Source organism: Corynebacterium gerontici (assembly GCF_003813985.1).
Taxonomy (GTDB): Bacteria; Actinomycetota; Actinomycetes; order Mycobacteriales; family Mycobacteriaceae; genus Corynebacterium; species Corynebacterium gerontici.
This window is the reverse complement of the sequence record NZ_CP033897.1, coordinates 156868-176282: the sequence shown is the minus strand read 5'-3', so window position 1 is coordinate 176282 and position 19415 is coordinate 156868. Positions and strand designations below refer to the sequence as shown.

Below are 19415 nucleotides of genomic sequence, written 5' to 3'. Positions count from 1 at the left end.
TTAGCTCCTTGGTTCTAGAACTTCCTTGCCCACGAATGGACGCAATGCCTCTGGCACCACCACACTGCCGTCGGCCTGCTGGTTGTTTTCCAAGATAGCGACGAGCCAACGAGTAGTGGCCAACGTGCCGTTCAACGTGGCACAGGTTTGGGCCTTACCCTGCTCATCGCGGTAGCGGGTTTGCAGGCGACGCGCCTGGAAGGTGGTGCAATTCGAGGTGGAGGTGAGCTCGCGGTAGGTGTTCTGCGTTGGCACCCACGCCTCAGTATCGAACTTGCGGGCCGCTGAAGAGCCGAGGTCGCCACCGGCAACGTCGATAATGCGATAGGGAACCTCTACCGCAGCGAGCATCTCACGTTCCATCTCCAACAGCGCCTGGTGCTGTGCCTGAGCCTCCTCGGGCTTGCAGTAAACAAACATCTCAAGCTTGTCAAACTGGTGAACGCGCAGGATACCACGGGTATCTTTGCCATAGGATCCGGCCTCGCGGCGGAAGCAGCTAGACCAACCGGCGTAGCGAACCGGACCGTTACTCAGATCAATAATCTCGTCCTGATGGTAGCCCGCCAGCGCCACCTCCGAGGTACCTACGAGGTAGAGATCGTCGCGTTCTAAGTAGTAGATCTCCTCAGCGTGCGCGCCCAGGAAACCGGTGCCCTGCATCACCTCGGGGCGCACGAGCACCGGGGGGATCATGAGCTGGAAGCCGCGCGCACGAGCTTTCTGCGCGGCGAGGGTAAGCATGCCCAATTGCAGCATGGCGCCGTCGCCGGTGAGGTAGTAGAAGCGCGCACCGGACACTTTGGTGCCGCGCTTCATATCAATAAGGCCGAGCGACTCACCCAGTTCAAGGTGGTCCTTCGGCTCAAAGTCGAACTCCGGCGGGGTGCCAACATGCTCCAGCACCACGAAATCGTCTTCCCCACCGGCAGGTGCGCCCTCCACCACGTTGCTCAAACGCATCTGCGTTTCAAAAACCTTGGCTTCGGCTTCCTTTTGTGCTTCCTCTGCCGCCTTCACCTTTGCTTTAAGCTCGTTCGAGCCCTCAAGTAGGCGAGGACGATCCTCCGGCGAGGCCTGACCGATCTTCTTGCCAAAGGCCTTTTGTTCAGAACGCAGCGCATCTGCTTCCTGGATGGCTTGGCGGCGGGCATCATCGGCCACCAGCAGTTCATCAACGAGGGCCGGATCCTCACCGCGGGTGCGCTGAGATTCACGGACAATGTCAGGGTTTTCGCGCAGGAATTTCAGATCAATCACATCTCCAACCCTACCGCGTGGCATGATGGAAGCCACTATGAATCAATCGTGGCGATCCGCATCCGCAGCACGCGCACTCTTGGTTGGCGCGCTGATTGCCTGCGCCGGTCTTGGCGCATACGAAGCAGGCAGCGAGCCCACGCCAATGAAGCAAGTGGAAACCAAGCAGGCTGCCTCTTTCACCACCGCAGACGTCGGGGCGTGCCTCACCTGGACGGATAAAGACGGCCAGGTAGCAGATTTCGAGCAAACCGACTGTGCCAGCCCGCACCGCTTCGAAGTATCGTCCCGCGAAGATTTGGCAACCTACCCAGCCGCGGAGTTTGGCCCCGATGCGCAGCGCCCAGACCTCACCCGCCAAGCGCAATTGCGTGAGGAGCTCTGCTTCAACCCCACCGTTGCTTACCTGGGGGGAACCTACGACCCCAACGGTAAATACTCCATCGCCCCGATCCTGCCGCCGCAGGAGTCATGGGATGCAGGTGATCGCACCTTGTTGTGTGGGGTACAGAGCACCGATGATTCCGGCAACGTTCTGAGCACCACGGGTAAGGCCGCCGAGCAAGATCAGGCGAATGTGTTCGAGGTGGGTCAGTGCGTGGCCACCGACGCAGCAGGTGGCGCCCACGCCGTTGACTGCAAAGATCCCCATCAGTTGGAAATGACCGCGGTGGTGGACTTGGCTCCTGTGTTCCCGGATCGGGTGCCGAACCCAGAGGAGCAGGACAAGCATCTGCGCACCGCGTGTACCCAAGCAGCTCGGGATTATTTGGGCAGCGATGATCGCCTTTACGAAAGCACCCTGCAGCCCTTCTGGACCACGGTGCCCTCCAACTCTTGGCTCGCCGGATCCCACAGCGTGAATTGCGCGCTGGTGTTTGGCGATCAAGGCAAGTTCGCCACGCTGCAGGGTTCCGCCAAGGATCAGTTCACGATCAATGGCCAGCCGCCGGCGCAGCGTCCCAAGCGCGCGCCGATCGTGAACCCTGATGAACTGCAGAAAGTGGAACAGTAGCGTGGTCAGCGACGAGGAGTTCGAAGAGCTTGTCGACGCCGCCCTGGCGAAAATCCCTACGCATATCACCGATCGCGTGCGTAATCTCGCCGTTCTCATCGAGGACGCCCACCCCAATTCCCCCTACACGCTGGGGCTGTACACCGGGGTGCCACTGACAGAGCGCACCTTCGACCACGCGGGCTTTCTGCCCGATACCATCACGATCTACCGCGAGTCGCTGAAAAACTACTGCTCCACCAGGGAGGAATTAGTGGAGCAGATCCGCATTACGGTGCTGCACGAAATCGGCCATTACTTCGGCATGGATCACGAACAGATGCACCGCCTGGGCATTGCCTAGAGGGCGCGGTTCACCCACCACTCGCAGCGGAAGTTCTCTCCCAAGACCACCGAGGTTGAGTTCTTGACGGGGACTTGGGCGATGAGTTCGGCCGGCACACCCCCAATATAGTGTCCGAGGATCCGCATCACCCCGCCGTGGGTGACAACCAACACGTCATGTTCCTGCTGCGCCAACACTTCGAGGGTGGGCATCATGCGCTCGATGACTTCCTCGGCGGATTCACCACCGGGCATGCGCGCGTCCTTATTGCCACCGAGCCAGGCGTGCATGGCGTTGCCGTAGGCTTCGTGCGCTGCTTCGCTGTTGGAGTTTTCAAAATCTCCTGCGTCTACTTCGTGCAAACCTTGCAGCACCCGCAGTTCCAATGCACGGGCGGTGGCCTGTTCATAAGTGTTCGCGCAGGCCACCAGGCTTTGTTGGGCACGGATCGCGACTGAGGAACACCCCAGCTCAACTGTGTTGCTCAGGCGCGCAAGTTCAAATCCGGCGGCGGCGGCTCCTTCACGGCCTTCGTCGCAAAGCTCTGCACCGGGCGGACGGGTATCCAGTTTGCGGGCGATATTGCCGAAGGTAAGCCCGTGTCGCATGAGGATGATGCGTGCCATCTAAGCTCCTTTTCGAATGTGCTCAAGCCACTGACGCGCCTGCTGCAACGCGGCTTCATCGGGGCGCCCCGAAACTCTGGTGAGCCCCTCTGCAGGCCATGATCCCAGAAAGCTCAGCGTTTCGCTTGCCATGTGCAGTGCTTGGAGCGCCTCGCCCACCGGGGCATCGTCAATGTGGCCCAAAATATCCACGTGGAAGCGGTAGGTGCCCAGGCCGCTGCGCGTGGGGCGCGATTCGATGCGTGTGAGGTCTACCCCGCGCATCGCAAATTCACCCAGGGCAGACACGAGGGAACCGGGACGGTTTGGCAACGTAAACACGGCACTGGTCCGATCCGCTCCGGTACGCGCCGGTGGCTTGCCGCTCCTTCCCACGAGCACAAAGCGGGTGCGGGCATCGGGCACGTCGGCAACGTGATCCGCCTGCACGTCAAGGCCGTAAATCTCCGCAGCGTGCACCGGGGCGGCCGCCACATCGGCGCGTCCTTCCGCCACCGCCTGCGCCGCAGCCGCATTCGAGCTAGCTGCAATGAACTCGATGCCCGGCGCGTGCTCACCCAACCACGATTGGATCTGCTGATACGCCACGGGGTGCGTGGTGATGCTCTTGGCCTGCGCAAGGGTGCAGCCTCGCGTCATTAGGGCGAACTCAATGGCAAGATCCACCTCGGCGTAGATCTGGGCACCCTCCGCCTCGGCGAGCGCATCGAAGGTGGGAGTCACTGGTCCATCGACGGAATTTTCGATGGCAACGCACGCATAATCCACCTCGCCTGCGCGAACGGCCTGAATTGCCTCGCGTGGGTTCGCCGCCGCCACGGCCTCCGCCTCAGCCACCACTCCCCTGGCTTGAAATGCCTTCAATGCCGCTTCGGTGAAGGTTCCACTGGGGCCTAAAAACGCGATCCTCATAACGCTAACTAGTACCATGATCCCATGCACGAGGAAGTCGAAGCGCTTGCACAGTCCATCGCCGCCATGGACCCAAGCGAGCACGGATTCGCATTCTTCGACGCCGAAGCCGCACACCGCCAAGTAGGCGCGCAGGGGGACTTAGCCGGATGGATCATCCCCGCCAAAGACCTCGCCGACGTCGCCGGCATGCCCACCAGCTTTGGCAGCGTGCACCGCACCCGAATGGCAACAGAAACGGACCCCTTTCTCCACGCACTCCAAATGCGCGGCGCCATCATCCCCGGCAAAACGCTGACCTGCGAACTCGGACTCACCGCCTACACGGAACCTGTGGGCCAAGCAGCACCCATCGCCCCCTCGGGGTTCACACCCGGCGGATCCTCCGGCGGCGCGGCAGTAGCGGTGGCCAGGGGGCTCGTCCGCGCCGCCCACGGATCAGACGGCGGCGGCTCCATCCGAATCCCCGCGGCCTGTTGCAACATCATCGGCTTCAAACCCGCCCACAACATCGCCCGCGCCAACCCCGTCGCCCAAGGCTTCCTGTGCACTTCGCTTGCCGACGTCCACCGTCTCCACCGCATCCGCCCCGAGTCGGCGCAACCGCACCGCATCGGAGTGCTCACCGAACCAGTACACGCAGAAGTCACCGTGGCCGAGCACATGCTCGAAGCCGTCGACGCCGCCGCCAGCCAACTCAGCGCCGCAGGCCATGAGGTCACGAGCGTACAGCGCCCCTACGGCGACGCACCCTTCCAAGCCTTTTCCGAGGTCCTTGCCCTACGCTCAGCAAAAATCCAAGGCGAAGCATCACCACTCGTGGCATGGCTACGCGAACGTGGCACCCACATCAGCCGCCATCGCGCCCAAGCAGCCACCGCCGAATTCCTCAGCGTGCACCAGCAACTCCTGCGCGCCTGGGACATCGACATCCTGCTCACCCCCACCATCGCCTTCAACCCTCCACCAGTAGGGCACTTCTCCGCCATGAGCCCAGAAGAAGACTTCCACGCCCAAACCCAATGGACCCCCTGGGCCACCATGTGCAACATGGCCGGCATCTCCGCCATCGCGCTCCCAGGCAAAGGCGCATCCATCCACCTCGCCGCCATCCGAGCCACAACCCCACAACTCCTCGCCGTCGCAGCCCAAGCAGCATGAGCCGAACCAAACGCGAAATCCTCATCGTCCTCGCCATCACCTTCGGCATGTCCGGAGTGCGATCAATACTCAAACTCATCGACACCCTCCTCCAACCCGAAGCCCTCAACCAGCAGCAGACCACGCTGTATTCAGGCGACGGTGGGTGGCTGAATTTTGGGTTGCAGGTGTGTTGGGTGCTCACGCTAATCGCCTGGGGCATGTTAGCCCTCCATCTTCTAGATATATATCCAGCAGTGGGGAGGAAAGACGTCCTTCCCGGCATCGGATTGGCTGCGCTGATCGGCATACCAGGCCTGGTTTTCTATCTCGTGGCTCTTCACTTCGGCCTCAGCAGCGAGGTGGTTCCTTCTGCTTTGCAGGCGTGGTGGTCGGTGCCCGTGTTAATTGCTTTGGCGTTTGCGAATGGCTTTGCGGAGGAATCCGTGGTGGTGCTTTGGTTTATCACTCGCCTGCGGGAATTAGGGTGCTCGGCTTGGGTAGCGATGACGGCGCAAGCAGTGCTCAGGGGCAGTTACCACTTGTATCAGGGGCCGTCGGCAGGCTTAGGAAATCTGGTGATGGGCTTGGTGTTTGGGGCCTACTTTTATAAGACGGGGCGGGTGTGGCCGCTGATCATTGCTCATACATTGATCGATGTGGTGGCGTTTGTGGGGTACCAGACACTACTACTCTAGAGCTATGGATTATGAGCACGACGCTGAAGGCAAGCCGATCCGTGATCGATACGGCCGCCCTGTTCGCCGCCGTTCGCAAGGGTTCCAAATTGACCCAGAGCGCCTAGAGCAGGCCCGGCGCGAACGGATGCGGGCTGAACGGCGACAGCGCCCTGCTCATCGTCAGCAGCCGTCCCGCCAGGAACCACCACGGCAAGTGCCCCCGCGGCAGGAACCGCCAAGGCAAGTGCCCCCGCGCCAGGAACCACCAAGGCAAGTGCCCCCGCGGCAGCGTTTTGTTGAGCCGAGCCAATACGTGCCGAGGCGCGAATACCGCAGGCCAGAGCCAGCACAGGCGGTACCGATGGCGCAGCCTACGCGACGCTCAACGCCGCCTCGAGTCAAGCCACCCCGGATGAGAAAGCCCCGCATGGGATGTTTCTCCATGCTTCGCTGGGCACTGGCTTTTGTGCTGGTGTTCGTTGTTGTTGGTGGCCTGTGGATGGACACAAAGTTGAATCGCGTGGACGCTCAACCCCCACAACACATCGCGAACACCGCAGGCACCAATTGGTTGCTGGTTGGCTCGGATTCTCGTACTGGTTTGACGGAAGAGGACGTGCAACGCTTGGGCACAGGTGGCGAGATCGGCTCCATGCGCACCGACACCATCATGGTGCTACATCTGCCCACGTGGGGCAAAGCGACCCTACTTTCGATTCCCCGCGACTCATATGTGAACATCCCCGGCTATGGGATGGACAAAATTAATGCCGCTTTTTCTTTGGGGGGCGCGCCTCTGCTTGAGCAGACGGTGGAGGAATCCACTGGTCTGCGCATAGACCACTACGCCGAGATCGGTATGGGCGGGCTCGCAAATGTGGTGGATGCTGTTGGCGGCATCGAGGTGTGTCCGCCTGAGCCTATCGACGATCCCCTGGCCAACCTCAACATTCAGGCTGGCTGCCAGAAGGTCGATGGCCCAACTGCGCTTGGATACGTCCGCACCCGCGCCACATCGATGGGCGATCTAGACCGCGTTCAGCGGCAGCGAGAGTTTTTTTCCGCGCTGGTAAACAAGCTCACGTCGCCGGCAACGTTCTTGAACCCTTTTAGGCTACTGCCGACGATTTCCACTGTGGCAGGTTCCTTCACCGTGGATCAAAAGGATCATATTTGGCACCTGGCGCGCGTTGGCCTAGCCATGCACTCCGGAGTTGAAACAACCACGGTGCCCGTCGGTGGCTTTGCCGATACCGAGGTGGGCAACGTGGTGTTGTGGGATGAAGCTGCTGCGCAGGAGTTGCTTAGCGGGCTTCGTTGATCACGCTGACAACCGCGCCATTGGGTAGGTTCTGCTCACGCATGATGCGCTTGCGCTCTACCCAGTAGTCGGCGTTGCGGATGCCCAGGGCCTCGGGGTCGAAGTCCGGCTCAAGGCCCGCCTTCTTCTGCTTACGGTAATCCCACAGGCACTTTTGGGCCGGCACTTGGATGATGAGTATGGCGATGACGTTGAGCCATGCGGTGGCGCCGGCGCCGATGTCGCCGAGTGCCCAAGCAGCACCGGGGGTGGTGATCGCGCCAATAATGACGGAGATAATCACGAGGATTCGGACCGCGAAAATGATGCCGCGACGAACACCGGCGTTGTGCACTTTGCGGATCAGGTAAGCAGCATTGGTTTCAGCCAAATAGTAGTAAGCAAGCACGGTGGTGAAGGCGAAGAACATGATCGCCAGTGCCACAAAGCTCGGCCCCAAACCGGAGGCGAAAGTATCCAACCCCGACTGAACAAAGCCTGGGCCTACCGGTACGCCCTCGGGCAAAGATCCCTGGTAGCGCACTGCGCCATCTTCTGCGCCGCCTTCGAAGACACGGAACATGTCGGTGGAGATGATGATGAACGCGGTGGCGGAGCACACGAACAAGGTGTCCACGTACACGGCGAAGGATTGCACGAAGCCCTGCTTGGCAGGGTGAGAAACCTCGGCGGCCGCAGCAGGCTGCGGCCCGAAGCCCTGGCCAGCCTCGTTGGAGTAAAGGCCTCGCTTCACACCCCAGAGGATCGCCATGCCAAGGAAACCAGAGAAGGCGGCTTCCTTATCGAAGGCCGAATTGAAGATCAGGCCGAAGACGTGCGGGATCTGCTGGTAGTTAGTGAAGAGGATTATCAACGCCACAATGATGTAAATGGCGGCCATGAACGGCACCACCATGGAGGCGAAGGTTGCGATGCGCTTCACGCCACCGAAGATGATGACAGCCAAGCCAATGGCCAGCAGCGCTGCGGTGATCTTTGGATCGACGTTCCAAGCATTCTCGACGGCAGCGGATACACCATTGGCCTGCACGCCAGGCATGAAGTAGCTGGTGGAGACCATGATGACGACGGCCAAGATAATGGCGTAGATGAGGAAAACGGGCGCTGCCTTGGTGTGCTTGTACGCCTTTTCCACGTAGTAGGCGGGGCCGCCGCGGTACTCGCCGGTATCACGGTCTTGCTCCTTGAAGATCTGCCCCAAGGTGCACTCAATGAAGGAGGTAGCAGACCCAAGGAGAGCCACTGCCCACATCCAGAACACAGCGCCCGGCCCACCAAACGCGATGGCAGTGGCCACACCGGCGATATTGCCAACGCCGACGCGCCCGGCCAGGGACATCATGAGGGATTGGAAGGATGAAACGCCGTTTTCAGACTTTTCGCCCTGACGAATCTGCCGCATCATGTCAGGGATGCAGCGGATCTGCATGAAGCCGGTGCTCAGGGTAAAGAATGCCCCCGCACCGAGCAGCAGAAAAATGAGGCCTTTGGACCACACCAGCCCATTGAGAGCATCGATGAATTCCGCCATGCGCTTTCCTATCTACTAGTCGAATTGCAGACGACTATAATCCGATAGGCTTTGTGACGCACATCTCGCGGGGGTGGGAGTTAGCGAATTGTCACTTGGCGGGAATTGATCGTCTCCAAGCGTCGACGCTCCTCCGCGTTCAGCTCAGCATCGTTAGCGAGTTCTGCTTGCAACTTAGCGTCCAGGGTTTCGAGGTCCTTGGAGTAGCTCTCCGGGGCACGCTCTGGATCCAGATCCCACACGGGCACGATAACGCCGTGGGTGCGGAACACGCCTGCGAACTTCGAACCTTCGCCAAGGTGCAGTTCCTCCCTGGCGGCCACTCGAGCCAAAGCCTTCATCAACACGTCTTCAGCCTCTGGGCGAACCCAACGGATATGGGCCTTTTCGCCGGGGTTGATCCACCAAGCGGTGGCAGGCGCATCGATCCGCTGCGAAGGCAGCACGGAATCGTTGGCCATCTGGAGCCCTTGAGCATACTCAGGAGTGATCGCACTCGGGTCCGGAACCCACCAGTTGAAATCGTGAAATTCCTGGATTTCAAGCTCAGCATCCTTAGCAATGAGCTCTTCCAGCTTGGGTTGCGTACCATCAGCGACACCCACTTCAAGCACGCTGCCCGGCTTGGCATCCAGCGCCCAAGACAGGGCGAAGGCGAGGTCGCGGTGCGGGTTCTGTGAACGCTGCTGCGTCTGCAGCGCAACAAAAATGTCGCCGTCCTCGCGCACCAGCGCCGCGCCACCACCAGGCAGCACTGTGCAGAGGTTCACGTCCTTGTCCTTAGCATTGACCTTTGCCACTGCCGAAGGCACAAATTCCTGCAATGCCACCAAATCAGTTTCGAAGGCATAGCCCTCGTAAGGACGCGGATCCTTCTCAAACTTGGCACGCTCTGCAGCACGAGCCGCCAGCTTCGCCTGCCTGCGGCTCATACCCTCGGGCAGTTGTTCCTTTTGCTTCTTCTTTTTCGCCATGCTTAAAGAACATACCGCCTCGGTGCTACGCGTCTAGTGCCACGCACCTTCGATTCGGTCTACGTGATCACGAACCTTCTCACCTTCGGCGTACAACGGCATACCCTTCTTAGCCTGATAGAAGGGCACATCCAGCGGGTCCAAAGGCTTACGGCCACGGATCAAATCGGCTGCCTTTTCGGCCATCATGATAACCGGCGCATAAATGTTGCCGTTCGTAATGATGGGCATCACCGACGCATCGCAAACATACAGACCATCGAGGCCATGCACCTGCATCGTTTCAGGATCCACGACTGCCATTTCATCCTCCACTGGACCCATCTTGGCTGTGCAGGATGGGTGTAGCGCTGTTTCAGCGTCGTTACGAACCCATTCCAAGATCTCTTCGTCCGATTGCACGTCCATGCCTGGCGAGATCTCACCGTCCGTGTATTCCTTCATTGCTGCTGTGTCTAGCAGACGACGGGAAACGCGCACCGCTTCAACCCATTCGCGACGATCCTGATCGGTTGCCAGATAGTTGAAGATAATCTCTGGCTTTTCTTTCGGGTCGGCGGACTTAATGTGCACATGTCCAAGGGTGTCTGAGTACATCGGCCCCACGTGGAACTGGAATCCGTGGGGACTGTCAATCACGGTGCCGTCGTAGCGTACTGCCATCGGCAGGAAGTGGAACATTAGGTTTGGGTACGCCTCATCATCATTGGAACGGGCAAAACCGCCCGCCTCGAAGTGCGAGGAAGCAACTGGCCCCTTCTTGCTCAACAACCATTGAAGACCGATGAATGGGCGACGCCACATCTGCAAGTAGGGCTGTGAAGACACCGGTTGCGTGACGTTGTACTGGACGTAGACCTCGAGGTGGTCCTGGAGGTTCTCACCCACGCCTGGCAGGTGCTTCTTCACTGCGACACCGGCATTTTCGAGTACTTCTTTATTGCCGATGCCCGATAGTTGCAGAAGTTGCGGTGTATTAAAAGCGCCACCGCACAGGATGACCTTTTCGGCATATACTCGACGCTTCTTGCCTTTCCACTCATACTCAACGCCTGTAGCCCTATCGCCGTCGAAGAGAATCCTGGTGGTGAACGCACGAGTGCGAACGTCAAGGTTCTTACGATCCATCACCGGGTGTAGATATGCGCGAGCAGCAGAGAGGCGCTTGCCACCGAGAATGTTCCGATCGAATGGGGCGAAGCCTTCCTGTCGGTAACCGTTCACATCGTTGGTCAGGTTATACTCAGCTTCCTGTACAGAACGGAAAAACGCCTGGAAAAGGGGGCTGGTGGCCGGACCGCGGGTGAGTTTGAGCGGGCCGTCGTGTCCACGACGTGGATCATCAGGATCTGCTCCTAGCGCCGTTTCCATCTTGTTGAAGTACGGCAACACGTGCTTGTAATCCCAGTGCTCCATCCCGGGCAGCGCTCCCCACTTTTCATAATCCATGGGGTTGCCACGCTGGAAAATCATCCCGTTGACGGAGGAAGATCCGCCCAACACTTTGCCACGAGCATGATAGATTCGGCGCCCGTTCATTTCCGGCTCGGGCTCAGACTCATATCCCCAGTCGTAGTGCTTGTTGCCGATAGGGAAAGAGAAAGCAGCGGGCATATGAATGAACAGATCCCACAGGGAATCCATGCGACCAGCCTCCAGCACCAGCACGCTTGTTTCACCGTCTTCACTGAGCCGATTCGCGAGCACAGATCCGGCTGAGCCACCGCCGACGATCACCACATCCCGCCGGCGATCTTCAACCACCTCACCGTCAGTGTCGTGGCGAGACGCAGCTCCGTCTTTGATCGCCCGGATTGCCTTCTTCAGCAAAATGCCACTTCCTTTCTTGCAATTCACCGCAAGCAATTGCCCGCGCCAAATTCAATTTCAAATCCAAAACAAATGCCCGAATCGGAACGCAGAATACCCCTGCTACCCCTATCCATTCAGGCACTTTCTGACCAACTTGATCAATTCTGCCAAAAAATGAGAAATAGGGCTAAAAACTCTCGGTTACCCCCGCATGTGTATTGTTAATTCGGATATATGCAAAATCGATGAAACCAACGGGAAGGTGATGCCAGTGGCTGAATCGAGCCCAAGAAGCACACAGCCAGAAACAGAAGTGATCGTCGGCTCTTTTCGCGCAGGCAGTCAGCGCACACAGCCGGAGCACTCAGCGGCCACGAATTGGCCAGTGTTTATCGCTTCTGCAGCGGGTATTCTCGCCGTCACCCTCTGGGCGTTTTTCGGCGGCGATAGCGCCGAAGCGGTTCTGGGAAAGGTGACAGGATGGATCGCAACCAACCTCGGCTGGTTTTACATTCTGACCGGCACCGTGGTGATCATTTTTGTGCTTGCAGTCGCATTCGCGCGTACCGGCACCATCAGACTTGGGCCCGACCACTCCCGTCCACAGTTCCGACTCTTCTCATGGGCAGCCATGCTCTTCGCAGCAGGCATCGGTGTCGACCTTATGTTTTTCGCCGTCGCGGAGCCAGTAACTCAATACTTTGCGCCACCAGTGGGCGGCGGAGAGACACGAGAGGCGGCTCGCGAGGCAGTGGTGTGGGCGCTGTTCCACTACGGCTTCACCGGGTGGGCAATGTATGCACTCATGGGCATGGCCTTTGGCTATTACGCATACCGCCTGAACATGCCACTAGCGATTCGATCTGCGCTCTATCCTCTTTTCGGCAAGCGAGCCAAGGGTGCGATTGGTGATGCTGTCGACGTTGCAGCGATGCTCGGCACCGTGTTCGGGGTAGCTGCGTCCCTTGGTATCGGCGTGGTGCAGTTGAATTACGGCCTAAAAGTCATGTTCAACATTCCCGAAGGCCAAGCAGCCCAGATTGCATTGGTCATTCTTTCGGTCGGCGTAGCCACAATCTCTGCGGTATCGGGTGTGGACAAGGGCATCAAGATGCTCAGCGAAATTAACGTCGGCCTCGCACTTTTACTCATGGCGTACATCGTGATCGCGGGCAGGACCGCCTTTCTTATGGACGGTCTTGTGATGAATATCGGCGACTATGTTTCTTCCCTGCCTGGAATGACCATGGACACCTTCGCATTCTCCGACGATGCCGAATACACAAAGCAATGGATGGGCTCTTGGACCCTCTTCTTTTGGGCATGGTGGGTAGCTTGGGCCCCCTTTGTTGGGCTTTTCCTTGCACGTATTTCACGCGGGCGCACACTGCGACAATTCGTCTTTGGCACCCTCAGCATCCCCTTCGTCTTCATTCTGTTGTGGATGAGCTTCTTCGGAAACTCCGCTCTGGATTTGGTCCGCGGTGGCGATAGCGCCTTCGGCGATGCCGCAATGGCGGAACCTCAGCGAGGTTTCTACGATCTACTGGCTACCTACCCAGGCTCCTTCTTCCTTATCGGGCTTGCAACGCTCATCGGTTTATTGCTGTATATCACCTCAGCAGACTCCGGTGCCTTGGTGATGAGCAACTTCACCTCCCGTACTGATCACAACGCACAGGACGGTCCAATTTGGTCCCGCATTTTCTGGGCTGTACTGGTCGGACTTCTCACAATCGTGTTGCTGCAGATCGACGGAGTCACCACCGTGCAGTCCGCAACTGTGGTAATGGGTCTGCCGTTCTCGATCGTGATGTACATGATCATGATCGGGCTGATCCGATCCTTCAGAATGGAAGGAACACAGTCTGCGGCCCGTGGAATTGCGCTTCACGCAGCAATGTCTGGCAGAAGTGACTCCGGCTCACACGCCGTTTCCTGGCGTAAACGCTTAAGCCGCGCCAACACTTGGCCGAGTGCCGCGCGCTGTCAGCAGTATCTGGAAAAGACGGTTCAGCCAGCGCTCGAACAAGTGGCGGAAGAGCTTCGCCAAAGGGGCCTGAATACTACCCTGGTGGCTTCTAGTGTCTGCGATATTCCCGTCCGCTCTTTGGATCTCACAGTGGACCTAGAGGAGGAGCAGAACTTCAGATACCAACTCTTCCCGGTTGAAAATCCGGTTCCTTCTTTCACCCGAAACACCACCGGCGGGGAGGTCTACTATCGACTCGAGGTATTCGATCACACAGGATCTCTGGGATACGACGTTTTCGGCTATACCCAGGAGCAATTGATCGACAACGTGCTGGACTTGTATGAGCGCCACCTAGAATTCTTGCACATGCAAAGAGATATCCCAGGCCGTTCTGACATGTCCGGAGGCGCAGCCCCGGTCATGGACTGGCGCCAAGATTAATGCGACTTATTCACTAAGGAGAACACTCGTGACTTCTAAGCTTTTCGACCCAACCACCTGCGAACTTCTGCGTGGAGTGCACTCGAATGAAGGCCCCGCGTCACTGTATATTGATGGCAAGTGGCAGCCCGCTGCCGACGGCGCGACACGCACCATTGTTTGCCCCGCAAATGGCACGGAAGTGGGCTCAGTATCCGAAGCCAGTGATGCCGACACAGAGCGGGCAATCGAGATTGCTCGACGTACCTTCGATGCGGGATCTTGGTCTGCAACTCCGGCTGTTGATCGCGGAAAAATCCTCCTGCAAACGGCAGCGCTCATTCGCAAATACAAAGATGAGTTCGCCGCGGCCGAATCCGCAGACACCGGCAAGCGACTTCCGGAATCAGAGGCGGATATGGACGACATTGCGAATGCCTTTGAATACTTCGGCACGCTCGCGCAGCACGCTGCAGGACGGGTGGTAGATCCAGGTGACCCATCAGTTCGCTCACGCATCGACGCCGAACCGATCGGCGTATGCGGCTTGATCACTCCATGGAATTATCCGCTGCTGCAGGTTTCTTGGAAGGTGGCTCCAGCGATCGCCGCGGGCAACACCTTCGTCCTGAAACAGGCGGAACTCACCCCACATACGGCGATGATGCTGATGAGCGTCCTAGAACGCGCTGGCTTGCCCGCTGGCGTTGGCAATTTGATCACGGGCGCAGGTGCGAACTGTGGTAATCCGCTGTCGAAGAGCCCGCTGGTAGACATGGTTTCCTTCACCGGCGGTTTGGAAACCGGCAAGCTTATTGCGCGCAATGCATCAGAAACGATTAAGCGCACCGCACTCGAACTCGGTGGCAAGAACCCAAACGTTATTTTCGCAGATACTGACTTCGATGCGGCTGTGGATAATGCTCTCAATGGCGCATTCGTCCACTCCGGTCAAGTATGTTCGGCGGGTTCTCGCATTATCGTGGAGGAATCTATCCGGAATAAGTTCGTTGCGGCACTGGTAGAGCGAACAAAGCAGATCAAGTTGGGTGGTCCGGAAGACACCGCGGCTGAGACAGGCGCGCTCATTTCAGAAGAACATCGCCAAAAAGTAGCTGACTACGTCGACCATGCCCGCGAGCAAGGTGCAAAGGTGTTGTGTGGCGGCCGTATAGCGAGCGCGGAAGACAATGAAGGCAGCCACGGCACCGGCAACACGGATCTCAGCAAGGGCTGGTTCTACCTTCCCACGGTGATCGATGAGTGCACTGGCGAAATGGATTGCGTTCACGACGAGGCTTTCGGCCCCACCGTCACGATCGAAACCTTTGAAACGGAAGAAGAAGCGATCAAGATCGCCAATGACACCGAATACGGTCTCGCCGGTGCGGTATGGACGCAGGATGCCGGCAAGGCTGAGCGTGTCGCCCGAGGAATGCGCCACGGCACCATCTGGATCAATGATTTCCATCCTTATCTCCCACAGGCTGAATGGGGCGGAATGAAGCAATCGGGTAACGGACGCGAGCTGGGGCCAACTGGGCTAGCCGAATACCAAGAGCTCAAGCATGTTTATCAAAACATTGCACCCGCGGTTACTGGTTGGTTTGCTGGCTAAGAGCCACATCCGGCACGTCGGTGGCAAGCATGGCGATGCCCCGGCGCTCGGCCCACCGGATATCTTCGGGTTCATTGACCGTGTACAAGTAGGTGTTGTCGGTAATTTTTTCCGGGTGCGCCTTGGCGTGCTCTAGTGACAATCCTTCCGCCCGTCCCCACGGCTCCCAGTCGCGCAGGAGGCGGACGGTGTGCATGTTGGGGGCCATACGAGCTATTCGACGCACCCCCGTGGCTGAAAAAGAGATGTAGTGCATGCGGGGGTCGTCGACAAGCTTGCGATAGCGCAGTTTGAGCACGATCTGTTCTTCGAGCATTCGACCGAAGCGCATGGGGTGTTTGCTTTCGATGTAGAGGTGCCGATTGTTGTAGTCGAGCACCATATTGAGCAGTTCGTCGAAGCTGAGCACGCCGAGTTCGCGTAATTCGGCGGCGGTGACGGTAGACACCCGGCGAGAATCCTTGAAGATCCGCAAGAGGGTTGGGTCGTGGAAACACATCAACTCACCATCACTGCTGAGGCGGACGTCGCATTCCACACCATGGATAGGCAGTTCGAGGGCCTTTTCAAAAGCGACCTGGCTCATTTCGGGATAGCGGGAGCGGAATCCCCGGTGCGCAATGATGTGCATAATTCCAAGCTAACCGGTGGCAAAAGTCTCAGCAATTCGAGTCAAAATCTCAGCACTTTGTCAGTTTTGCGGGCAAGAATCCTGACCCATGCACAAACAATTCCTCGGCATCGGCATGCTGTTGCTGGCCATCGCTATCGGCTGTCTCACACTCACCTCCGCGCTGAGTTCCATCGATTTGGCGGGAGTGACGTGGCTCAGCGATCACCGCACCGAGCGGATCACCGGGGCAATGTTGGCGCTGACGAACCTCTTAACGCCGGTGAGCATCGTGCTGCTGGCATTCATCGCTGGCGGCCTTTCGTGGTGGATGAGCAACGATAAGCGCACTGGGGTGTACGTGGTGGGAGTGGTTGGATTCGCCTCCGTTGTCACTCAGCTACTCAAGCACCTCTTCCAGCGCTCACGGCCCGATGCTGCGCTGCAGGTGATCCCCGAGTTCGACTTCAGCTTCCCTTCGGGGCACGTCACGGGCATGGTGGCGCTGTGTGCGGCGATCGTGGTGGTGGTACTGAAGTTTTTGGGCAAGCAGGTTGCACTCGTAGCCGCGCTGCTGGGAATCGCGCTTTCCCTCAGCACTGCCTTCGCCCGCGTGTACCTGGGGGCCCACTACCCAAGCGACACCCTCGCTGGCGCCCTAGTAGGCATGGGCACTGCATTGATTTGCCTGCCGGCGCTCAGGATGGCGTGGGGCAGGCCATCGACGGGGACTTCCTCAGCGGTCCGCACCACCACGGCTAAAGACCCACACGCTTTGGAGCAGGAAGTTGGTCACGGTCGCCACAGCTTGGGAGAAGAACCAAGACCAGAACAGCAGGTGGTGGATGCCAGGCAGACCATGCCGAAACACAGCGTCCACCAGCACAGCTAAGCCAAAGCACAAGCAGTACACGCTAGTGGCGCGCAGTTTCTCGCCCGCAGATCGATCTCCGGCGAATGTGAAGAAACTATTGAGGTAGTACGCAACTGTGCTACCCACAATATAACTGCAGGCGCGAGCCAACCACGGCGCACCATCAAGCGATAGCAAGAGGCTTCGAGTACCAAAATCGCAAACAGCTCCCACAATCCCAACGAGGAGGAATGCGGAAGCTGTGCGAAAGTTTGCGGGCATAGGGCCCCAGATTAGTTGGCGGGGAAGAACTCTTCCTGAATGTCGCGCAGCACCTTGGCGGAGTGGCGGAAGCGCTCGAGCTCGTGCTCGGTGAGTTCCAGCTCGATCACGCGGTTGATGCCGCCGCGGTTAATCACGGCAGGTGTACCGATGTAGATGTTCTCTTCACCGTACTGGCCTTCCAGCAGTGCAGAGACTGGCAGTGCCACTTCCTGGTTGTGGATCACGGCGCGGGTGATGCGGGCAAGGCCCATGCCGATGCCGTAGGAGGTGGAGCCTTTGGCGTCGATGATCTTGTAGGCGGCGTCGCGGGTTTCCTCGAAGATCTTTTCCAGCTCGGATTCGAGTCCGGGGTTCTTTTCCAACTGCTTGCGCATGGACACACCGGCGACGGTGGCGGAGCTCAACACCGGCAGTTCAGTATCGCCGTGCTCGCCGATGATGTAAGCGTGGATCGAGGAGGGGGCGACGTCGTAGCGCTCGCCGAGCATGTAGCGGAAACGCGCGGAGTCCAGCACGGTGCCGGAGCCGATGACGCGGTGCCAGTCCAGGCCCGAGTACTGCCACACGGCGTAGGTGAGGATGTCCACGGGGTTGGAGGCCACCAGGAAGATGCCGTCGAAGTTGTTCGCCATGACTTCGTCCACGATGGACTTCATGATCTTCATGTTCTTACCCACGAGCTGCAGGCGAGTCTCACCTGGCTTCTGGGCGGCACCGGCGCAGATGACCACCATGGCGGCGTCTTCGCAGTCGGCGTAGGTGCCCTTGGTTACCTTGGTGCGCGATTGAGCCCACACCACGCCGTGGTTGAGGTCGTGAACGTTGCCTTCGAGCTTCTTTTCGTCGATGTCGATGATGGCCAGGTGATCAACGGTGCCTTGATTGACCAGCGCATAGGCGTATGCAACTCCGACGTCACCAGCACCAATCAGAACGACCTTATTACCGACAATCTTGTTCATGCTCTCTCCTAAGCAGTGTGAGGAAGCGTCGCATCGAGCGGCGATTTTTGTTTTCCCCTTAAGTATGCCCGTTTCATGTTGCTTTATGTCCGCTTTGAGGGGATTTTCACACTGTAACTACACTGCATTCCCGATGAACATCAAAAATCCCAGCCTCCGCCTCCTCATCGCCGCACTACTCGTCGCGCTCACCGCCTTGGTGTATCTGAGCGCCACTCGCCAGGGCGTTCTTTCGCTTTTCGACGAAACCCTGCTCGACATCTCAGCCAACGATCGCAACACCACCGCAGCACAAACAGTCACCTGGTTCACCAACATCGGCACCACCGCCTTCACCGCGCCGATCGCCACGGTGCTGGTGCTGTGGCTCTCCTGGAAATTGCAGCAGTGGTGGCCAATCGCCATCACCATCGTGGCCGCCACCTGCTCGGTGCTCACCACCACACTGGTGAAAGAGTGGCTAGGACGTCCCCGCCCCGAGCATGTCTTTGCCGTAGCCCCCTTCGAATACGCCCCGAGCTTCCCCTCCGGTCACACACTGAATGCCGTGGTGGTCTTCGGCATCATCGCCATGCTCTACGCCAGCCGCCGCGCCTATATCGCAGCCGGCATCTACATTGTGCTGATGGGCGCCTCACGCATTTGGCTCGGCCACCACTGGTTCAGCGATGTGCTCGCCGGCTGGCTGCTGGGCATTGCTTGGTTGCTCGTGCTCAGCGTCATATTTGCCAAGCCGCTACACACCATCCGCGCCGCACGCCACGCCCGTTGAGTGATGCGGGCAGTAGCCACCCGGATTCTTGTGCAGATACTGCTGGTGCTCGTCTTCGGCGAGGAAGTACCTGCCAGCCGGGGTGTCGGCGAGGCGTTTGACCTCGGTAGTGATCGTCGAAAAGCCGTGGGCGCATTCATCCTATCCACGCATCACTTGACGAACCGCCATGTGGGACTGCAGCCGAAGCTGCAGCGATCCGGTGCCGATTCCGGTGCGCCCATCCCAAATACGCATGCCTCAATGTAGGACTGCAGCCGAAGCTGCAGCGATCGATGACAGGCCATCAAGATCCGACGATGATTGACTAGCCTCAATGTAGGA

The 19415-nt window shown here is 58.8% G+C and carries 17 protein-coding genes, 2 pseudogenes and 1 CRISPR repeat array (1 of these 20 running past the window's edge); of the genes and pseudogenes, 9 read left to right on the top strand and 10 right to left on the bottom strand.

Annotated features, from left to right (window positions below; genetic code table 11):
• Positions 1-1260 (bottom strand): serine--tRNA ligase, encoded by a 1260-nt coding sequence (gene serS / locus CGERO_RS00845; RefSeq protein WP_123932889.1) that lies wholly within the window; start codon positions 1258-1260, stop codon positions 1-3.
• Positions 1261-1297: 37 nt separating this feature from the next.
• Here serS and CGERO_RS00840 point away from each other — a divergent pair, with 37 nt between their 5' ends.
• Positions 1298-2275 carry a septum formation family protein gene (locus tag CGERO_RS00840; protein ID WP_123932887.1) on the top strand — a complete coding sequence of 326 codons (978 nt, stop codon included), beginning with the start codon at positions 1298-1300 and terminating at the stop codon, positions 2273-2275.
• Between the two features lies 1 nt (position 2276).
• The gene (locus CGERO_RS00835) at positions 2277-2618 is read left to right on the top strand and encodes a metallopeptidase family protein (protein WP_245998840.1); all 342 of its coding nucleotides are present in this window, start codon (positions 2277-2279) and stop codon (positions 2616-2618) included.
• Here the strand turns inward: CGERO_RS00835 and CGERO_RS00830 are convergent.
• Entirely contained in the window at positions 2615-3226 is a 612-nt protein-coding gene (locus tag CGERO_RS00830; RefSeq protein WP_123932883.1) for a histidine phosphatase family protein, read from the bottom strand. The genes CGERO_RS00835 and CGERO_RS00830 overlap by 4 nt on opposite strands.
• Positions 3227-4138: a prephenate dehydratase gene (gene pheA, locus CGERO_RS00825; RefSeq protein ID WP_123932881.1), complete on the bottom strand. Its 912-nt coding sequence runs from the start codon at positions 4136-4138 to the stop codon at positions 3227-3229. It lies immediately after the preceding gene.
• Positions 4139-4162: 24 nt separating this feature from the next.
• On the opposite strand from pheA, the gene CGERO_RS00820 reads away from it, so the two are divergent.
• Genes CGERO_RS00820 through CGERO_RS00810 form a run of 3 tightly spaced genes read left to right on the top strand, consistent with a single transcriptional unit; the run spans position 4163 to position 7279 of the window.
• A complete protein-coding gene (locus CGERO_RS00820) occupies positions 4163-5299 on the top strand; it encodes an amidase (RefSeq protein WP_123932879.1) in 1137 nt (378 codons plus the stop codon).
• Positions 5296-5976, top strand: a complete 681-nt coding sequence (locus CGERO_RS00815; RefSeq protein WP_123932877.1) for a CPBP family intramembrane glutamic endopeptidase — start codon at positions 5296-5298, stop codon at positions 5974-5976. Before CGERO_RS00820 ends, CGERO_RS00815 begins: the two co-directional genes overlap by 4 nt.
• 4 nt (positions 5977-5980) lie before the next feature.
• Entirely contained in the window at positions 5981-7279 is a 1299-nt protein-coding gene (locus CGERO_RS00810) for an LCP family protein (RefSeq protein WP_123932875.1), read from the top strand.
• Here CGERO_RS00810 and CGERO_RS00805 read toward each other — a convergent pair.
• From CGERO_RS00805 to betA, 3 genes are all read right to left on the bottom strand, one after another.
• Positions 7263-8810, bottom strand: a complete 1548-nt coding sequence (locus CGERO_RS00805) for an alanine/glycine:cation symporter family protein (protein WP_123932873.1) — start codon at positions 8808-8810, stop codon at positions 7263-7265. The two genes, CGERO_RS00810 and CGERO_RS00805, sit on opposite strands and share 17 nt — an antisense overlap.
• A gap of 80 nt (positions 8811-8890) precedes the next feature.
• The gene (locus CGERO_RS00800; RefSeq protein ID WP_123932871.1) at positions 8891-9784 is read right to left on the bottom strand and encodes a DUF5926 family protein; all 894 of its coding nucleotides are present in this window, start codon (positions 9782-9784) and stop codon (positions 8891-8893) included.
• Between the two features lie 33 nt (positions 9785-9817).
• Positions 9818-11590 carry a choline dehydrogenase gene (betA, locus tag CGERO_RS00795; RefSeq protein WP_206423924.1) on the bottom strand — a complete coding sequence of 591 codons (1773 nt, stop codon included), beginning with the start codon at positions 11588-11590 and terminating at the stop codon, positions 9818-9820.
• Between the two features lie 271 nt (positions 11591-11861).
• On the opposite strand from betA, the gene betT reads away from it, so the two are divergent.
• Both betT and CGERO_RS00785 read left to right on the top strand, forming a co-directional pair.
• Positions 11862-14012: a choline BCCT transporter BetT gene (gene betT / locus CGERO_RS00790; protein WP_123932869.1), complete on the top strand. Its 2151-nt coding sequence runs from the start codon at positions 11862-11864 to the stop codon at positions 14010-14012.
• A gap of 28 nt (positions 14013-14040) precedes the next feature.
• Positions 14041-15609 (top strand): aldehyde dehydrogenase family protein, encoded by a 1569-nt coding sequence (locus CGERO_RS00785; protein ID WP_123932867.1) that lies wholly within the window; start codon positions 14041-14043, stop codon positions 15607-15609.
• Here CGERO_RS00785 and CGERO_RS00780 read toward each other — a convergent pair.
• Positions 15587-16240, bottom strand: a complete 654-nt coding sequence (locus CGERO_RS00780; protein WP_123932865.1) for a glycerophosphodiester phosphodiesterase family protein — start codon at positions 16238-16240, stop codon at positions 15587-15589. The genes CGERO_RS00785 and CGERO_RS00780 overlap by 23 nt on opposite strands.
• An 88-nt stretch (positions 16241-16328) precedes the next feature.
• Here CGERO_RS00780 and CGERO_RS10740 point away from each other — a divergent pair, with 88 nt between their 5' ends.
• Positions 16329-17111, top strand: a complete 783-nt coding sequence (locus tag CGERO_RS10740) for a phosphatase PAP2 family protein (RefSeq protein ID WP_123932863.1) — start codon at positions 16329-16331, stop codon at positions 17109-17111.
• Here CGERO_RS10740 and CGERO_RS00770 read toward each other — a convergent pair.
• Together CGERO_RS00770 and CGERO_RS00765 are read right to left on the bottom strand one after the other, a co-directional pair.
• Positions 17040-17354 (bottom strand): annotated as a pseudogene (locus CGERO_RS00770) (GtrA family protein); the annotation flags it as partial. The gene CGERO_RS10740 and the pseudogene CGERO_RS00770 sit on opposite strands and share 72 nt — an antisense overlap.
• 11 nt (positions 17355-17365) lie before the next feature.
• Positions 17366-18319, bottom strand: coding sequence for an L-lactate dehydrogenase (locus CGERO_RS00765; RefSeq protein ID WP_123932859.1), 954 nt, complete (start codon positions 18317-18319; stop codon positions 17366-17368).
• 133 nt (positions 18320-18452) lie between these two features.
• On the opposite strand from CGERO_RS00765, the gene CGERO_RS00760 reads away from it, so the two are divergent.
• Positions 18453-19091: a phosphatase PAP2 family protein gene (locus CGERO_RS00760; protein WP_164470205.1), complete on the top strand. Its 639-nt coding sequence runs from the start codon at positions 18453-18455 to the stop codon at positions 19089-19091.
• Here CGERO_RS00760 and CGERO_RS00755 read toward each other — a convergent pair.
• A pseudogene (locus CGERO_RS00755) lies at positions 19056-19223 on the bottom strand (peptide-methionine (S)-S-oxide reductase); the annotation flags it as partial. The gene CGERO_RS00760 and the pseudogene CGERO_RS00755 overlap by 36 nt on opposite strands.
• A gap of 31 nt (positions 19224-19254) precedes the next feature.
• Positions 19255-19415: direct repeats of the CRISPR family, unit length 36 nt; unit sequence GCCTCAATGTAGGACTGCAGCCGAAGCTGCAGCGAT (it continues 1032 nt past the right edge of the window).